We start from the raw sequence: 17,130 nt of genomic DNA, 5'->3' as shown, positions 1-17,130 counted from the left end.
GTATATGGCCGAAGAAGCTGCCGAATCAGGGATCGATATTAAGGCCATGAAGCTTAGGGCAGGCTGCTTTGGTGCCGAACCCTGGAGCGAAAACATGCGCAAGGAGATCGAAGCTAAATATGGTATCGATGCTTATGATATTTACGGCCTTACAGAGATCACCGGTCCCGGTGTAGCCTTTGAATGCGAAGCAAAAAATGGCCTCCACATTAACGAAGATTTCTTTTATCCTGAAGTTATAGATCCCACTACGGGAAAAGTTCTTCCGGATGGTGAAAAGGGTGAATTAGTCTTTACCACTTTGGTAAAAGAAGGAACTCCTCTCATACGGTATAGAACCCGAGATGTTACCTTTCTTCGCAGAGAATTCTGTTCCTGTGGACGGACCACAGTGAAAATGAACAGGCTCTTCGGTCGCACCGATGACATGCTGATCATTCGAGGGGTGAACGTGTTCCCCAGCCAGATTGAGCATGCCCTCATCGAAATTGAAGGGACCGATCCTCACTATCTCATTATCGTAGATCGTGGACCGAGCCACCTGGATGAAGTAGAATTGCAGGTGGAGGTTAAGAAAGAACTCTTTGGAGACGAAACAAAGAGCCTTGAATCTCTTAAAACCAAGATCGAAAATGTCATGAAGTCCAAACTGGGAATAGCATTGCGGGTTAAACTGGTGGAACCGAAAACCATCGAACGTTCCATCGGTAAGGCAAAACGGGTTATCGATAGACGGACCCTGTAGGAGGTAGGTATGCAGATTAAGCAGATATCGGTTTTTTTAGAAAATACGGCGGGTCGGCTTGCTGAGGTTACAAAGGTTCTTGCAAATGCAAAAGTGAATATCAGGGCTATTTCAATTGCAGATACCGCCGACTTTGGTATCTTAAGGCTTATCGTAGATCAAGTCGATACTGCCATGGAAGCCCTGTCTAAGGCGGGCCTTACCGCCCGAACGACCGATGTCCTTGCCGTGGAAATTGATGACAAGCCAGGAAGCCTTGCAAAAGTTATGGAACTCTTTCAGTCCACAAAGGTAAACATTGAATACCTTTATGCATCTCTTGAAGGATCTCCTGGTAAGGCGGTTGTAATCTTTAAGGTAGAAGACATACAGCATGGTCTTCGTATTGTCCAGGAACATGGACTATCGGTACTGGAAAAATTTTAAAAAAAGCATAGAATAGTTTCCTATGAAAATACTTATGACAACCAGCGAAGCGGTGCCCTTCGCAAAAACCGGAGGGCTCGCAGATGCTGTCTCAGCTCTCGCAATCGCCCTTTCAAAACTTGGCCATGATGTTCGCCTTGTATTGCCACGGTATTATGCAATTTCCCGGGACAAGCTATCTAAGCTGGAAGGTCCCCTAGGGGTGCCCGTCGGTTATGGTGAAGAATGGTGTGCCGTGTATGAGGCGCCACTTCCCGGTTCGGATGAAAAGAATCCAGTCCATGTGTATTTTTTAGATCATGAAGGTTTTTTTGGCCGGGATGGTGTCTATGGGACTCCTTTTGAGCCCGATTTTTCAGATAATCCTCGCCGCTTCACCTTTTTAAGCCGCGGAGCCTTCCAACTTTGTAGAAAACTTGCATGGTACCCTGACATAATGCATGCCCATGACTGGCCTACAGCTCTTGTGCCGGTATACCTCAAATATAGAGAACGGCAGAATGAGTTTTCTCATACAGCATCGGTCTTTACGATACACAACCTTGGATATCAAGGTGTCTACAGCAAGGATTTTTATCCCTATACCCAGTTAGGATGGGATTTGTTTGTACAAGCGGGTTTCGATGATTGGGACCGGATGAACCTCCTTAAAGCGGGGCTGACCAGCGCTGACTTCCTTACTACCGTTTCACCCACCTATGCGGAGGAGACAAAGACTCAGGCCTATGGATTCAGGTTAGACGGTGTACTTCGCCAGCGAGCATCAGATTATGTGGGTATTTTAAACGGTATCGACACCGATGTTTGGAATCCTGAAAAGGATCCCTATATACCAGAACACTATAGCTATAAAAATTTGGAAGGGAAGAAGGTCGCAAAAGCAGCACTCCAGAAAGAATATGGTCTTCCGGTGGATCCGGGAATTCCCGTTATTGGCATGGTAACAAGGCTGACTGAACAAAAGGGTATCGGCGAGCTCTTTGGTCCGGCCTATGGTTCTGCCTGGTCTATTTGCCATGACATGAAATTGCAATTTGTATTATTAGGTTCCGGCGAAAAATGGTGCGAGCAGGAGGTTCGCAGCTTAAGCAGCCAGCTTCCTAATTTTAAGGTGCAGATTGGATACTCCGAACGGCTGAGCCACCTTATCGAAGCAGGGAGCGATTTCTTCCTTATGCCAAGCCGCTACGAACCCTGCGGCCTTAACCAAATGTATTCCCTAGCCTATGGAACGCCTCCCATTGTGCATCGTACAGGAGGTCTTGCAGACACGGTAGAAAACTACAACCAGGATACTGGAGAGGGAACAGGTTTCATGTTCGATGACCTGACCCCGCGGTCTATCTATGATACGGTTGGATGGGCCCTCTGGGCTTATTATAACCGCCATGAACATATTGTAGCCATGAGAAAACGGGGGATGCAGAAAAACTTTTCATGGGAACAGTCCGCAAGAAAATATATAGAAGTATACGAAAAAACCCTCGCACGCTTTAAGTAAACAATTGGGGGATGTCCTATAAGTATTCGTGGACATCCCCTTTTTTTATTTGATGAAATTGGCTTATTGGCCTTTCTTTTCTGTGAGGTCCTTGCTGTTAAGAACTAAGGGTGATCCGTCGAGTCTCTGGGTGAGAAGGGTTTCCCCATAGAAGAGTACTGAAGCAAAGGGATGTACTTCGACTGCAGATTTGCTTTGCAGCTGCAAATTCGGATCAAACCGGGCGAGGTATAATTTTCCAGCCGTATTCGATAGAGCGTACAGGTCATTGTCTTGGAGCCAGAGAAGGCTAGAAGAGCCGATGTCTACATCGCCTTGTTTGAGCATTTCGAGGCTCTTAGAGTCTATCTGGACAAGACGAACCGCTCCGGTCCCCTGAGCCTGGCCAGCGATAGCGATGATTTTATCCGCCACTATTACCATAGCTCTGCTGTTAATGGTGTTCAGTGTGGATTGCTTTAACACTGATCCATTTGCAGGATTTACTAGTACGAGTCGGCCTAGGGCATTGGTATTCTGCAATAAGCTAATGCCTAGAATCCCTTCCGGTTCGGTTTTTGCTGCCTCCTGGGCCTTAATGACCTGCTGTTGGTCCTTAGCAATCTCTGCTCGTTCGGCCTTAGCTTCCGCTTCTTTTTGCTGGGCCCGCTCTTCCGCAGCGGCAGCATCCTGTTTCTGTGCTTCCAGGGCCTGTTCTTTTTGTGCTATAGCCTGCTCTTGGGCTTTTATAGCCTCTTCTTTTGCTGTTATTTCTTGGCTTGTTGCGGTCTTTTCAGTTCCGGCTTGAGCGGCGCTTCCTTGAGCCGTGCTGCCGGTGGCTGCTTGTCCTTCAGCGGCTGCTCCGGTCGCTGAGCTGCCCGTTTGTGCAGCTTCAGCCTTTGCTGCCTGAGCTTTTTCCTCCGCCAGGCGGGCTTTTTCCGCTTCAAGGGCTGCCTTTTCCGCCGCCAGTTTTGCCTCTTCCTGGGCTATGGCTTCCTTTTGTACCTGGGCAGTCTGTTTTGCCTCCTGGGCTTCCCGTTCCTTAAGATCTACCATGTCTTTCCTAGCATCGAGCCCAAGATTTTCATCTTTTTTTAGCTGCTCAATGACTGGTTTTTCGGTAATTTTACTTGTATCTACCGCGCTGAGAGATCCGGCTTGTCCTGTAGCGAGGGGAATAATAATCAACGCTTTCCCAGGCCATTCATCAAAACGAATAGAAAGACCAGCTTTTTCTTTTGTTAATTCAGCTACGACATTCGGGGCATAGCGGGTCGTAAAATAGTTCCAGTTTCCCCGATACACTGCGTTGTAAATAGTGATGAATTGGGCAAGCAGGGCTGCATCGGCGGCACTGTAATCGTAGGCTCCTTCAAGATAACCCTGTAAAATAAGGCGCAGGTTTCGTATATGATCCACACCAACATCAATTCCAAGACCAAAAATGTCTGCATCCAGCAATGCTTTGTTGGAGGAGACTGAATGGACCGCAAAATAGCGGTTCGTGTTTCCAGCCCGAAGGGCCCCAGCTTTAATAACTCGTCCCAGGGCATAACCTATACCGCGGATATCTTCTCTTGTTTCAATGCGGGCATGGGGACCTTCATAATTAATAAAAATAATATTGCTGTTTCGAGTGGACTCAAGTTCTGCTTTGTCTACTTCGATGGAAAAACTGTAGACAGCAAAAGCAAAAAATACTAAAGCCGCTAAAAACTTACGTATAACATTCATTAATTGGTTCTCCTGCTAAAAGCATTATACTCTATTTTTATAAAATATTGATGAGCTAATAGAAAAAAGCAACTTTTTTCTAATTAAGCAAACGCTGAAGTGCTTGTTGCGCGTTATGTCGAACCACCGGAGGCTTGTCTGTTTCAGATAATTTGATGAGATAAGGAATACCTGCGCTGCTTAAGGGTGGTCCAGAAAAACGGCAGAGAGCTCCAATTGATTGGGCTATGGCGGTGAGTACCCGTTCATCCTGGCGATATTGGCCAGAATGCATGATCCGTTCATAGACTGCAAGAGCGAGCCCTTCGGGATCAACACCGATATGGCCAATTGCTGCGGCGATTTCTGAGACGATAAGGCTATCCTGTTCATTCCGCGCAAGGTTTGTAAAAAAAGGAATGGTTTCCCGGGACCCCAGCCGCGCAAGGAGCTGTATGGCCCATACTCGGTAATTGGCTTGTACGAGGGGCTGTAAGCGGAATGGTATACTAGAACTATGCATCCCTCCGGATGCAATATGCATTAACATCAATAAACTTGCAGGCTCTTCTGGGCCTACTGTGCCTTTGTTGAGCAGTGATTCAATCTGAGAAAGGATACGAATGATATTAGTTTCTTCAAAAAAGAATGGATCAGAGACGATCTGAGGATCTGCACGTTTTTCAAATTGATAGGTTCCATCAGGTGCGGGGCCGTAGAGCGAGCGTGAAACGAGGCGAACTCGATCCTCAAGCTTGTAGGCATAGAGTATCCAGTCATTGCCCCCCGAATAGAGGATTCCTTCGTCGGAAAAGCTGGGGCTTGATGCGGCTCCCTGTATTGCAATGGACCAAAGTCGTCTGCCATCGGCGGTAAAGCCCGCAGCACCGGACAACCTGAGGGCATAAATACCTCGTTCATCAAAAAGAATGGAAGGACGGGTATTGGTCTTTCCGGAAAGAGGAAAGGCCATATTTTCGCTATTTGATTTTACTGGCCCCGTCCCTTGCCAAATAATTTGCATCGTTTCAAGAGAAATGGAGACCAGTGACCCCGATTCAAGGAGGATTGCTAACTGTGAACCATGTCGGCCTGCTGCGATGGGTAAACCTGAAATGCTTGGAAGCGGCTTTGAGGGGCCAGAAAAAGGTATTATTTCTCCGTTTCCGTTCCGGTAATAGACTATAACGCCTGGACCAATACCGACAGATTCAGAAAAATCGACGAGCACAGCAGGAGCTTCTTTTACGGTAATGCTTTGTATGTCGCCGATAGCTGAAATATTCAGTACCTGGCCAGATTTTAGGGCTATAAGTATTCCACCCTTGCTGTCCTGAACTGGGGGCAATGCAAGGGGCGCGTCGAGTTTGAGGATCCATCGCTGGTCCCCTGCGGCACTGATACAGAGGACTTCTTGTTCCTGGGGAATAAAGATGCGACCGTCCCAACCAATGAGGGGAGTGGCCGCAAGGGGATCAGACAGTTTTTTTGTCCAAAGCAGCCTTCCTGATCGGTTTATTGCCATTAAGGTGCCGTCGATTTTGCAAATATAACTCGTACCTTCCTGAGAACGGCTTACAAAGGGTGTTAATTTCCCTTGAGCATCAAATTGCCAGAGCAGCCGGCCTGCGTAACTGTAGCAGCGGAGCATACCGTCATCGGTAACCATCACCACCGATTCTGCTTGAGCGGCCGGTATACTGAGTACCTTGCCTCCGAGTGCTTGGCGCCATTTTGCCTCAGAGTTTTCCACTTGGGCGGTGAGTAATATTGGACTACTTATTGTTAGTAATAAAAAAATGAATAGCCTCACTCTGAACAAAACCTTTTTTGTTGGTTTAACAAAAGCGGACCCGTGCATCAGCTTTTCCTTAAGACCGCGAGGCTTTCCATATGGGCGGTTTGCGGATAAAAGTCATAGAGGTCGAGACTCTCTAGTTGGTAACCAGCCTGGATAAGGGTTTTGCAATCCCGGGCTTGAGTAACCGGATCACATGATACATAGGCTACAAGCGGGGAGCCTGATTTACTTAAAAAATTTCTCAGCGGAGCGGAAAGTCCCTGTCTGGGAGGATCCAGCACGATAAAACCATACCGGTGCTCATGAGCCATTTTTTCGGCCTGTCTTGCCCATTGTTCGTCGCTATAAGAAAAAAAACGGGCCGCGGTATTTGTGATGTTTTCTTTTGCCAGGGCAAGGGCTCGAGGGTTCTCTTCCATGAGGTCCAGGGCAGGGAACAGATCCTGGATAAACAGGGCAAAGGTCCCGACGCCGCAGTAAAGGTCCGCTGCAGGAAGACTTCGGTCTGCTTCGTGAGCCAATGAACGAATTTTTTTGAGGAGGATTTCCAGTACCTGGCCGTTGCTTTGGAAAAATACACTCGCATCCATTTTAATACGTGCATCCAGAAGGTTTACCGTACCCCGCTCTTGTTTTCCCTCTTGTAAAAAAGTTGGCCCCCGGGAGTAGACCGTAAAACGATCGAGAGATGGCGGTGGTACCAGTTCTTTGTTCTGAAGTGCCCGCTGTATGCCTAAGTCTGCAATAGGGCAAGAATCAATGGAAATGACATGTTCACTGCCTCGTTCTTTAAGTCCTACCCGGCTCTGCCCCGTTTTTGGTTTTGGTAGCCGGTGAAATTGCATCCTATTCCGGTATCCATAGGGTTCAGAGGGGACTGCTGTAATGGGAGGCAAATCTTTTACAGCACCGATTCTTTCAAAAAGGTCTGCGATAAGCTTCCTTTTTATATCCAATTGAGCTTCATACGAGATATGTTGGAGACTGCAGCCTCCGCAGCGGCCATAATGAGGACAGGGACTTTCTGTTCTAAGAGATGAATAATTTTCAATTTTTTGCAGCGATGCCCGCGCCCAGGAAGGACTTTCATCAAAAATGACACCCTGTATATAGTCCCCCGGTGCGGTATAATCTACAAAGACTGTTTTACCTTGCCAGCGAAGAATTCCTGCGCCACCGGCTGCTATTGATTCAATGTGACCATAAACTTTTTCTCCAATCGCCATAAGCAGAATATATCATGATTGCCAGAACGATGGTATAGGGTTTACAATGTTCTCATGATGAAAGAACTCACAAGATATATTACCGCAAAAGATGGAATTCAACTGTTTGTACGTATTTGGAGCCCGGAAGCAGCGCCAAAGGCGGTTGTGCAGGTTGTTCATGGTATGGCTGAACATTCACAGCGGTATGGGCGGCTGGCAGAAGCGCTTTGTAAGGCCGGTTATGAGGTCTGGGCTGATGATCATCGAGGGCATGGACAGACTGTCCAGGGTGGCAAAAATGCTCCCGAATCTGGCGGACTTTTGGGGCATTGTGCTGACAAGGATGGTTTCAACAAGGTTGTAGCGGATCTGGAAATGATAAGCGCCTCTATAAAACAGGAACGACCAAATCTGCCCCTGTTCCTATTCGGCCATTCATGGGGATCCTTCCTCGCTCAAGCTTATATTGAGCGATCAGGACATAATTTAGCCGGTTGTATACTCTCCGGTACCCGCGGCCCCGGCGGTCCTGAAGTCCCAGTTGGTGCTGCTTTGGCAAGCCTTATTGCGCTTATTCGGGGATGCAGGAAATTTTCTCCCCTGGTTTACAATTTAGCAGACGGTCCTTACAACAAGGCGTTCAAGCCTAATCGCACCAATTTCGACTGGCTTTCCCGGGATGAGCGGGAAGTGGATGCTTATGTGGCCGATCCGCTCTGCGGTTTCCCCTGTTCGGTAGCTTTTTACCGGGATCTGGCCCGGGGTTTACAGAGTATTCATCGTAAGGAAGCTCTGGACAGAATCCCTAAAAATCTGCCACTATTTGTCTTTGCAGGCTCCGCAGATCCGGTCGGAGATATGGGAAAAAGCCCGACTAAGCTGGTAGAAGCCTATAAGCAGCAGGGCATAAAGGATCTTGAGTTTATCTTGTATCCCGAAGGCCGGCATGAAATGCTGAATGAAATTAATCGGGAAGAGGTAATTCAGAACCTTCTTGCGTGGATTAATAGACATCTGTAAATGAGATGTTATTGCGCCCGACTTTTATAATTGGCTCTAAAGGTAATTCTTTTTTCAGACGAGGCAACATTTGCGTATCAGATATTCTACCGATCAGCAGGGGCGGCCAGTAAAGAAAGCTATTGTATATACTGCAGAAGAACATAATATTAAAAGCTCCAATGTTGACTATGAGGCTGTACGTATCGTAAGCCGCCTTAAACAGGCAGGACATGAAAGCTACATTGTAGGCGGCGCAGTACGGGACCTTATGGTTGGAAAGAAACCTAAAGATTTTGATATTGTAACCAGCGCAAGCCCATCGCAAATTAAGCGTCTTTTCCGTAATTCTCGGATCATCGGCCGCCGTTTCCGGCTTGTACATATCTATGTTGGAGATAATATTTTTGAAGTTGCCACCTTTCGATCCATAAAGGACGGACACACAGGAAATACCTTTGGTACCATAGAAGAAGATGTACTGCGCCGGGATTTTACATTAAATGCGTTGTTCTACGATCCGAGAGAGCAGGTTGTTGTGGATTATGTGGGAGGCCTAAAGGATATAAAATCTAAAATTATTCGTCCGATTATTCCGCTCAATCTCATATTTAAAGACGATCCGGTGCGTATGATCAGGGCGGTCAAATATGCAGCCACGACGGGCTTCAGGATCCCTCTTGTTGTAGCATGGAAAATTAAAAAGAGTGCCCCACTGCTTGATTCAGTATCCCCATCTAGAAGAACAGAAGAAATCTTTAAAATAATCAATTCTGGTTATTCAAGACAGATAGTGGAAAAGCTGCTTGCCTATTCATTGTATCAATATTTACAGCCTGAAGCGGTACGCCTCATGCAGACGAGGCCAGGTTTTAAGCAAAGCTATCTTGAGAGCCTTTCTAAGTTAGATGGGTTAATACAATCTAAAAAAGAACTGCGAAGCGGCGAAGTTATAAGCTACTTTATTAGGGATTATCTTAATACCATTGTTGATTGGAAACAGGAACCGCTCGAAGCCTACCGGTCAGCCTTGACTTCATGCCGGTCCTATATTCTGCCGATGAATCCTCCCCGGATTGAACTAGAAAATGCTGTCCGTATGCTGTTTCGTGAACATGGGATTGGCATTAAAAAGGCGCGAACCTTTGAAAAAGGCAAAAATAAAGAGTCTGTTCCTGAACCGGCAGCGGAAGAAAAACTGCCCGGAGTTGAACCACGGGCAAAAAAAAGACGCCGCAGACGCAGTAAGAAAACAGGGCCCGGGGCAGAACCTATTCAATAAACGATTTGTTTGGTTTTCCTGCAGCGCGGCAAACTGAGCTATCCCTGCAGGTATTCGCAGGGAATAGCATTGGCCGCGTGCAGGTTTATTTAAAGCGGGGTAAAAGCTCTTGCACTTTAGCCTTATAACGATCTGGGGCAGACGCAGCGGCTTTCTCTAGGTATTGTACCGCATCAGCCTTGCGTCCTGCAGCCCCAGCGTTTAGTCCTAAAGCATAGTTGACCAGGGCTTCATCGGCTCCGTATAGCAGCGCAGATCGATAATAGTTTTCCGCCATATCATACTTTTTTTGTTCATAAGAGAGGAGCCCCAGATAATAATGGCTTGCGTAGTGGGTGGGCTGTAGATTCATGGCAGAAAGGAAAAGTACTTCTGCTTTGGCTAGATCTTTTGCTGCATAGGCCTGCCGTCCCGCTTCTATGAGCTCGCTAAAGGTTTTTCGTTCTTTTATATAACTCTGGTATTCCATGGTTAATTCTTCTATCGATATCCAGGGAACAATTCGGTCCATGGCGATCTTGCTGTTTGTCTCCCGGGATTCGGTAGGAGAAAGGACCATAAAGATTTCATAGAGAGAGCGGCGATATTCTTCATTATCCGTATTGAGTAAAAATGAGACAAACGCCCAGGAAGCCCCCTGAATTTGAGGCGATGCAAGCGGGTTCTGTATATCCGACATAATTACAGCTTCCGGGTTTGGTGCTGTATTGCCCCAGCTTTTTACCATTTCAAGCCAGGAAAGATTTTCTTCATAGGTTGGCTCTCCATTTTTGCTGTCATATCCGAGGGTTGTAAAGTAAATTGCCAGTCCTTCCTGTAACCACGTCGGTGGATTTTGTACAAAGGCCCGCAGAAATTGGATAAATGCCTGGTGGGGAAACACCATTTTTGCCTCTTCTGAACCATCAAGGACGACAAGCTCATTTAGGTCAGGTCGGTTGCTGTAATGCAGGTATACCGCTCCATTTCTCGTGTTTCCCAGCTTTGCATTTACATAGGTATCATAAGCTGCTTTGGTGGCAAATGAACGGACAGTCAGTGGTTTCGTGAGCCGGGAGAGGGGAAAGCGGAACAATCGATTATACACAGCGAAACGAGCGTCCATTTCTTTGGCCAATGCAAGGGCCGCATCTTTCCCTTTTTCTGCAAACACCTGGTAGTAGGTACCCGAAGCATCAGAGAAATTGATATCATTAGTCTGTGCTGCTATGCTCAACATGCTCAGCATGGCAAAGAGTGCCAGCATTATCCCTTTTTTTGTCATGATTACCTCCGTTTATTGGGTGATTTTGTCAATTATAATATTGACCTCTTCAATAAGTATACCCGTATACCGCTCAATGTTATCAATAAGGTACTGCTGTAACTCGTGAATGTTGCCTGCAAGCTGGGTTCCGTAGGGTACATCGATCGTAATCACGAGCCGATAGCCCTGTCCGTCCTCCTTGACCACAATCTTTTTAATTCTGATGCTGGGGTTAAATTCATCAACACAATGAATTACCATCTGGCTCAGGGCTGCTTCAGAAATGATAACCTTGCCCCGTTTGGAATATTCAGGCCGTACCACCGATTTTTCGTGAACCTTGGTGCTTGTTCCAACCGGCGGCAGGACGCCCCGTTTTAGAAAGACCCGGATGGCATCATAGAAAATATTCGGATAGTTCCGTTTTACTTCGATGGAGGGAACCGGAATTACATGCTTCCCTTCAATTTTTCTGGTCCGGATCGCCTTTTCTATTTCTTCCTGAGTTGCGATGTCTTCTATTTTGATGATTTTAGATGGCTGAGAAAGCTGCAGGCGGGCTGCAATTTTATTCACCATTTTAATGGATGTACCGAGAATGAGTATTTTTTTAAATTTCTCAGTTTGCAGCTTTCGGGCTACCTCGTCCCGATGGGCTTTATCATCGAAGAGGGCTACCTTTACCGCAGCCAGAAAGGTTTTTTCCTTTTTTGCAGAATGTCCCGCCAGGATCCGGTTGTCCCGGATCAAAAGGCCGTCATCGATAATTAAATCTATTCCGTATTTTTGGGCTACCAGCTTGGCACGGAAACTCTTGCCTGTACCGCTCTCGCCTACCAGGGCATACACTTTTACACCTTTGAAGAACCAAAATAAATCACTCAGTACACGAAACATTAGGTAATTATAGCATCAAGGAGCGATAAAAGGGGAGGGGTTTGCTCTAGTCTTTGAAAAAAAAGATGCTGTTCCTTTGCAGGAAAGAGACGCTGCAGCAGGGCGAGCTGATCTGGCCAGAGCGGTGCCCGGAGATCCGCTGGTATTGAAAGGTTTAATGTATCGAGCCCATCCATTTCATAGGCATGAAGTAGCCATGGAAAGGGCTGTTTCTTTGCGCCATATTTTATATCACCAAGGAGCGGAGAACCATGATGTGCCGCTTGCACCCTAATCTGATGGGTCCGTCCTGTCCCCAGTTTGATGCATACCAGTGTCGCCGCAGTATGGGAATCTCTATTGTGTAAAATGGGATACATTGTGGTCGTTGCTCTTTTCCCTTCCATTGCATCTTTATCAATATGACTTAAACCCTGTTCCCGATTTCGCAGGATTACATCATCCCATTGGGCCGCTTCGGTAATATGGCCCTGGAGGACCGCCAGGTACCATTTTGCAAAGCGATGTTCCCGAAGCCCTTCACTAAAGGCTTGGGCCCCGCGGATGTTTTTGGAAAAGAACAAGATTCCGCTTGTCCCTTGGTCGATCCGATGCAAGGGCCCCGGTTTGAATGAGAGGGAAAGCGGTAGTTTGGGTATCAAATATGCCTGTACTGCCTCATCTACGCTCTTTTTCCCATGCACCGGGATGCCCCGTTTTTTGTTGATGCACAAGAGCGCTTCATTTTCGAATAGTATCGAAAGGGATAGACCCCGTTCTTTCTGCTGTCTTGGAGCTGTATTCTCTTTCTGAGCAATATCCAAGACCTGAATTTCGAGCACCGAACCTGCTTGGGGCTTAAAGGACGCAGAAACCGGCTTTCCATCAATATGAACCTGGCCTTTTCTAATCATTTTATGAATTGCCGATAAGGGCAGGCTGGGAAATGCTTTCCGCAAAATGCGATCCAGCCGCCTGTTTTGGTCATCGGGGGTGATTTGCGCAGTATAGGCCATATATGGTATTCTATCAGAAGCTGGTTCTTGACAAAAGAGCCCACATAGGGGATTGTAAGGCAATGGTTTCATTAATTCCGTTACGTTCTAAAGATTTTTCGGCTTTCATTGAAAACCCTGTATTTCTTTCAGCCGTAACCAGTCTTATTTTTGCGCAGTTGCTGAAAGCCGTCATTGTGTTGCTTAAAAGTACGAAAAAGTCCGCAAAGGAAATTGTCTCTACATTGCTCTGGAAAACAGGGGGGATGCCATCCAGCCACTCATCCCTTGTAACTGCCCTTGCTACCTCGGTGGGTTTTAAAGAAGGCCTGGGATCCACTATCTTTATTGTTACCCTCTGTCTTGCACTTATCGTGATTCGGGATTCTATGGGTGTGCGCAGATCCGCAGGACTTCAGGCCCGGGCTCTCAATTTGCTTGGGAAAGAGGTTTCAGACCGGCTGAATGTGCCCTATCATCAGGTTAAGGAAATTCAGGGACACGCACCTCTTGAAGTTCTCGTTGGCGCTCTTTTGGGTATCCTGATTGCGGCTGCTTTTGCCCTCCTGTAGGGGGAGATGCTATGAAACGCCGCCGAATCCTATGGTTTTATACCATTCTTTGGATGCTGGGTGTTGCCGGTTTTATTGGGTATAGCTTTAAAAGTAGCAGCAATACAAAAAATGCTGCATTGCTGGTATTGAGCCTGCCGGATAACGTTGAAGAACAGCTGGTTTTTGAACGGCTAGATAAACTCAATTTGTCTCCTGTTGTATCTGAGTCAACCCAATTTGTTTACATTGATGATTTTGAAAAGCCCCGTTCAATTCCGCTTAAGGAATTTGATAAATATATTGAACCCCTTGACCCGCGAAACGATGGCTATGTTGATAAGCTAAAAAACGTTTTTGTTTCTGGCGGTCAACGTCGCTTTTTTATTCCCCTTTCGTTCTATTCTCCTTGGACAAGAATGGATACTCTTATCCGTAAAATAGAAAAAAGCCTTTCAGAATATGGGCCAACTATTCAGGTATCTGGATCAAATCAGGTTCAGTTGCCCTGGTGGTTAAATGGCCTTGTTTTTGCCGGTATTTTAATCTATTTTGCCCTGATTTCCCGCAGGAAGACACATATAGTGACAGCATTACCAACGATGCTGGTATTTCTAAATGCAGGCTTTGGCGGTTTGGTTGCGGCCGGTTTGTTGATAGCTATGAAAACCGCACTTGAGCAATCTATGCAGGATTTTATGTTCCGATTATATAAAAAAGAACCGGTTCATGTTCCTGCCTTTTTTCATTGGTACAAAACAGACCTGATAAACGGTTTAATTTTTTTAATTCTCTATGTATTAAGCTGTTTTGTGCTTACCATTCCATGGACAATAGCCCTTGCAGGCCTTGTGGTGCTGATATCTACTGACACGTTATTTTCTCTTCTTTATTTTGAATCCGCATCAAAAATTGAACATCGTTTTTTTCTTCCAATACAATTGATTCGATCGGTTAAAAGTTTTGCCGAACCATTGAGGGTTTTACTGCCCTTTGTAAGTTGTGCGGCGGCGTTTTTTGTGCTTTCGATCCTGATACAGGGCTCAAAAAGCGTTTCAGGTAAAACCGATGCAAATCTTATCCCGCTTTCTTTTGATAACTATCAAGCCCATATGGAAAGGCAATATCGTTTTTCCATAGATTCACTGTATCCTGATAGTTCGAATAATGGCGGTTATTACACCTATGTGCTGGATGCAGACGGGCTTATTTCAGCTAAGACTCATGAAGTTGCCATTGATAATGTTTACCAAACCCTTTCACTGCCCCCTTTAGAATCCCTTCTTCTCTCGGGAAATGCTCCAATTATTCGTTCCCATTCTATAGGACAAGGGCTATATCTTGTGATATTTATTAGTGGAATTCTTTTTATATTATTCCGTGCGTCGCATGGTCAATTGTTAGCCCTATATAAATCTGGATATTTAGATAAACGGATTGCAGCATGAAAATTTACCAGTTTCCTAAGGGGGGCCTTGAATTAGAGGACCTTACGGTTCCTCCGGTTCAAGCCAGTAGGATTGCATATCTTCCTACTCTTGCATTAATACCGTTGATCCAGCATCCCGGTGCGGAAGCCGTGCCCCTTGTAGAGGCCGGTAGCCAAGTCCGTGAGGGCATGCTCATTGGCCGCGGTTATGGTCTCGGATCCGCGAATATACACGCTTCAATTCCGGGAACTGTCGTTAAGATTGTTTCTTGGAAACTGGCTGATGGTAGATCAACTAAAGGTTTTTTAATACGGCTCGAAGGTTCCTTTGATAAACTAGGGAAAAAAAAGGAAAATTTTATCTGGCAAGGCCTATCTGGTTTCGATCTGCAGCGGATTTTATCAGAAAAGGGCATTGTTGAGATGGAAGAACCTGGCCGGCCCTTTATAGAAATAATCCGGGATGCTGCTAACCAGTCAAAAACTGTCAGTCTTGTGGTGCGGATGATATTTGATGATCCCTGGCTCGTAGCAGATTATGTGCTATCTTTGGAACGGCTTGATGAAATATTAATTGGTGCTTCCATTGCAGCAAAGGCCGCAAGTGCAACCCATATTGTGTTTGCAGTATCGAACCAGGAGATGGAGCTTGCGGAGCGAATTAGAATTAGGTCTGTAGAACTGGGAATACAGATAAAGCTCATTGTTACCGGATCCCGATATCCCCAAAGGAACCGGCGGGAACTTGAAACGGTCCTTAAAAGTTATCAGAAGAACGAAAATATAGACCTCGGTTCCTGGTGTATTTGCGGCCCTGCAACCTTAGCCGCAGTTTTTGATGCGGTCGTTCAGAATAAGCCCATTCTTGAGCGGTATGTGGCCGTCGGCGGCGGTTCCATAAAACATCCGCAGGTGCTCCGGGTTCGTATTGGAACCAGAATTGGGGATGTGATATCCCAATGCGGTGGTTTCCTTGTACAGCCCAAGAAAATTGCAACCGGTTCGCCTCTTAAAGGAATGGCTGTGCAGGACCTGGATGAACCGGTTACAAAGACTACCATTGCGGTTGTGGCCCTTACAGAAGACCAAATTGGCGGTGAAATTATCCATGATTGTACCAACTGCGGTGAATGCCGTTCTGTTTGTCCGGTCGGGCTCGATCCGGAATACTTATTTAAATTGGCATTGCTAGAACGTGATGCTGAAGCATTGGCCCATCGAGCCAACAGTTGTCACGGTTGCGGATGCTGCGAAGTGGTTTGTCCATCCCGGTTGCCCTTAAGTTCGACAATTAGGGTTTCTATAAAAAGAGGAAAAAAGTAGATCCTATGAACTCCATTCATGTTGCCCGCAAGCCTTTGATTCATATCACTGATTCTACAAGCCAAAGAATGTGGCTCGTGTCGTCAATGGCCGGATTGGTCATACTGCAATCGGCCATAAGTGATAATTGGTATAGTCTCCTGATTGCTGTTTCAGCCCTTCTTGCTGCAATCCTGATGGAACTGGCAATAAATGGTGCCCGCGGCAATTTCACGCTCCATGACGGGAGCGCAGTTACCACCGCGCTAGTATTGACCCTTTTGCTCCCTAATTCGGTGCATCCGGTTATTGCGGTTTTAAGCGCCCTCTTTGCCATAGGTATTGTAAAACATGCTTATGGAGGGCTTGGGTCAAACTGGTTGAATCCCGCATTGGGTGGATGGCTTTTTGCATCCCTTTCTTGGCCTCCTAATTTTGAACAGGCCCTGGATGGTTCAGCCTTGCAGCGGTTATATCAGGCTGTAGAGCGGGGGCTCATTGATCCATCTGGATCTCCGCTTGCAATATTAAAAATAGCTGGCTATAAAGTCAGCACACAGGATAGTTTTTTAACCAATTTGTTTAATAATGTTCTTTTTTCTCGAATAAATGCGGAGCTTCCTGCAGGATATTTGGACTTCTTTGCATTTACCGGTCCGGGAATTATCGCTGATAGAGGGATCGGATTTTTAATTATTGGCACGATTATCATAACCGCAACCCGGATCAATAAGCCCATTATTCCGGCTGTTTATATAGGTGTATATGTATTGCTCGTCCGCCTGTTTGGGGCTATCCCATTCGGCGGTGCCTTTGGCAATGGTGATATGCTCTTTGCTCTTTTGAATGGCGGCATTATTTTGTCTGCCTTTATCCTTGCAGCAGATCCTGCTACCGGAACGAAATCATATCAGGCGGGTATTCTTACAGCCGCAATAGCTGCAATTCTCGGATTTTTGTTTCGTTTTTTTGGCGGCGCTCCTTTTGGCGCACTCTATGGGATTATGGTTGCCAATGCCCTTGTCCCAGCTATTCGTCATCTTGAAATAAAGTTTTTATACACTAACCGGAGATGAG

15 protein-coding genes are annotated in these 17,130 nt (G+C 46.3%); 9 read left to right on the top strand and 6 right to left on the bottom strand.

Annotated elements, in window-relative coordinates; all coding sequences use genetic code 11:
• The 3 genes from Q7P68_RS08985 to glgA all read left to right on the top strand — a co-directional run.
• On the top strand, positions 1–745 hold a 745-nt coding region (locus Q7P68_RS08985), incomplete at its 5' end, for a phenylacetate--CoA ligase family protein (protein WP_369695318.1).
• 9 nt (positions 746–754) lie between these two features.
• Entirely contained in the window at positions 755–1,171 is a 417-nt protein-coding gene (locus tag Q7P68_RS08980; protein ID WP_304224902.1) for an ACT domain-containing protein, read from the top strand.
• Between the two features lie 22 nt (positions 1,172–1,193).
• Positions 1,194–2,672: a glycogen synthase GlgA gene (gene glgA, locus Q7P68_RS08975; protein WP_304224901.1), complete on the top strand. Its 1,479-nt coding sequence runs from the start codon at positions 1,194–1,196 to the stop codon at positions 2,670–2,672.
• Positions 2,673–2,735: 63 nt separating this feature from the next.
• Here glgA and Q7P68_RS08970 read toward each other — a convergent pair whose 3' ends face one another.
• The 3 genes from Q7P68_RS08970 to Q7P68_RS08960 form a co-directional block, all read right to left on the bottom strand.
• The gene (locus tag Q7P68_RS08970) at positions 2,736–4,385 is read right to left on the bottom strand and encodes a P83/100 family protein (protein ID WP_304224900.1); all 1,650 of its coding nucleotides are present in this window, start codon (positions 4,383–4,385) and stop codon (positions 2,736–2,738) included.
• Positions 4,386–4,464: 79 nt separating this feature from the next.
• A complete protein-coding gene (locus Q7P68_RS08965) occupies positions 4,465–6,117 on the bottom strand; it encodes an outer membrane protein assembly factor BamB family protein (protein WP_304224899.1) in 1,653 nt (550 codons plus the stop codon).
• A gap of 107 nt (positions 6,118–6,224) precedes the next feature.
• Positions 6,225–7,391 (bottom strand): class I SAM-dependent RNA methyltransferase, encoded by a 1,167-nt coding sequence (locus tag Q7P68_RS08960; RefSeq protein ID WP_304224898.1) that lies wholly within the window; start codon positions 7,389–7,391, stop codon positions 6,225–6,227.
• Positions 7,392–7,445: 54 nt separating this feature from the next.
• Here Q7P68_RS08960 and Q7P68_RS08955 point away from each other — a divergent pair, with 54 nt between their 5' ends.
• Entirely contained in the window at positions 7,446–8,393 is a 948-nt protein-coding gene (locus tag Q7P68_RS08955; protein WP_304224896.1) for an alpha/beta hydrolase, read from the top strand.
• Between the two features lie 70 nt (positions 8,394–8,463).
• Entirely contained in the window at positions 8,464–9,654 is a 1,191-nt protein-coding gene (pcnB, locus tag Q7P68_RS08950) for a polynucleotide adenylyltransferase PcnB (protein ID WP_304224895.1), read from the top strand.
• Positions 9,655–9,739: 85 nt separating this feature from the next.
• Here the strand turns inward: pcnB and Q7P68_RS08945 are convergent, their stop codons facing one another.
• From Q7P68_RS08945 to Q7P68_RS08935, 3 genes are read right to left on the bottom strand one after another with little or no spacing between them, the layout of a single operon-like run.
• A complete protein-coding gene (locus Q7P68_RS08945) occupies positions 9,740–10,918 on the bottom strand; it encodes a tetratricopeptide repeat protein (RefSeq protein ID WP_304224893.1) in 1,179 nt (392 codons plus the stop codon).
• A 12-nt stretch (positions 10,919–10,930) separates the two neighbouring features.
• Positions 10,931–11,797, bottom strand: coding sequence for a hypothetical protein (locus Q7P68_RS08940; protein WP_304224892.1), 867 nt, complete (start codon positions 11,795–11,797; stop codon positions 10,931–10,933).
• Positions 11,797–12,792: a pseudouridine synthase gene (locus Q7P68_RS08935; protein ID WP_304224890.1), complete on the bottom strand. Its 996-nt coding sequence runs from the start codon at positions 12,790–12,792 to the stop codon at positions 11,797–11,799. The genes Q7P68_RS08940 and Q7P68_RS08935 overlap by 1 nt, the downstream gene beginning before the upstream one ends.
• A gap of 62 nt (positions 12,793–12,854) precedes the next feature.
• On the opposite strand from Q7P68_RS08935, the gene Q7P68_RS08930 reads away from it, so the two are divergent.
• From Q7P68_RS08930 to Q7P68_RS08915, 4 genes are read left to right on the top strand one after another with little or no spacing between them, the layout of a single operon-like run.
• On the top strand, positions 12,855–13,343 hold the full coding sequence (locus Q7P68_RS08930; RefSeq protein ID WP_304224888.1) for a divergent PAP2 family protein: 489 nt from the start codon (positions 12,855–12,857) through the stop codon (positions 13,341–13,343).
• Between the two features lie 53 nt (positions 13,344–13,396).
• A complete protein-coding gene (locus Q7P68_RS08925; RefSeq protein WP_304224887.1) occupies positions 13,397–14,770 on the top strand; it encodes a hypothetical protein in 1,374 nt (457 codons plus the stop codon).
• Positions 14,767–16,074, top strand: a complete 1,308-nt coding sequence (locus Q7P68_RS08920) for an SLBB domain-containing protein (RefSeq protein WP_304224886.1) — start codon at positions 14,767–14,769, stop codon at positions 16,072–16,074. Before Q7P68_RS08925 ends, Q7P68_RS08920 begins: the two co-directional genes overlap by 4 nt.
• 5 nt (positions 16,075–16,079) lie before the next feature.
• Positions 16,080–17,129, top strand: coding sequence for an RnfABCDGE type electron transport complex subunit D (locus Q7P68_RS08915; protein ID WP_304224885.1), 1,050 nt, complete (start codon positions 16,080–16,082; stop codon positions 17,127–17,129).
• Position 17,130: the final 1 nt, after the last annotated feature.

Source organism: Gracilinema caldarium (assembly GCF_029265695.1).
GTDB classification, from domain to species: domain Bacteria; phylum Spirochaetota; class Spirochaetia; order Treponematales; family Breznakiellaceae; genus Gracilinema; species Gracilinema caldarium_A.
This window is presented reverse-complemented; position numbering and strand designations above follow the sequence as displayed.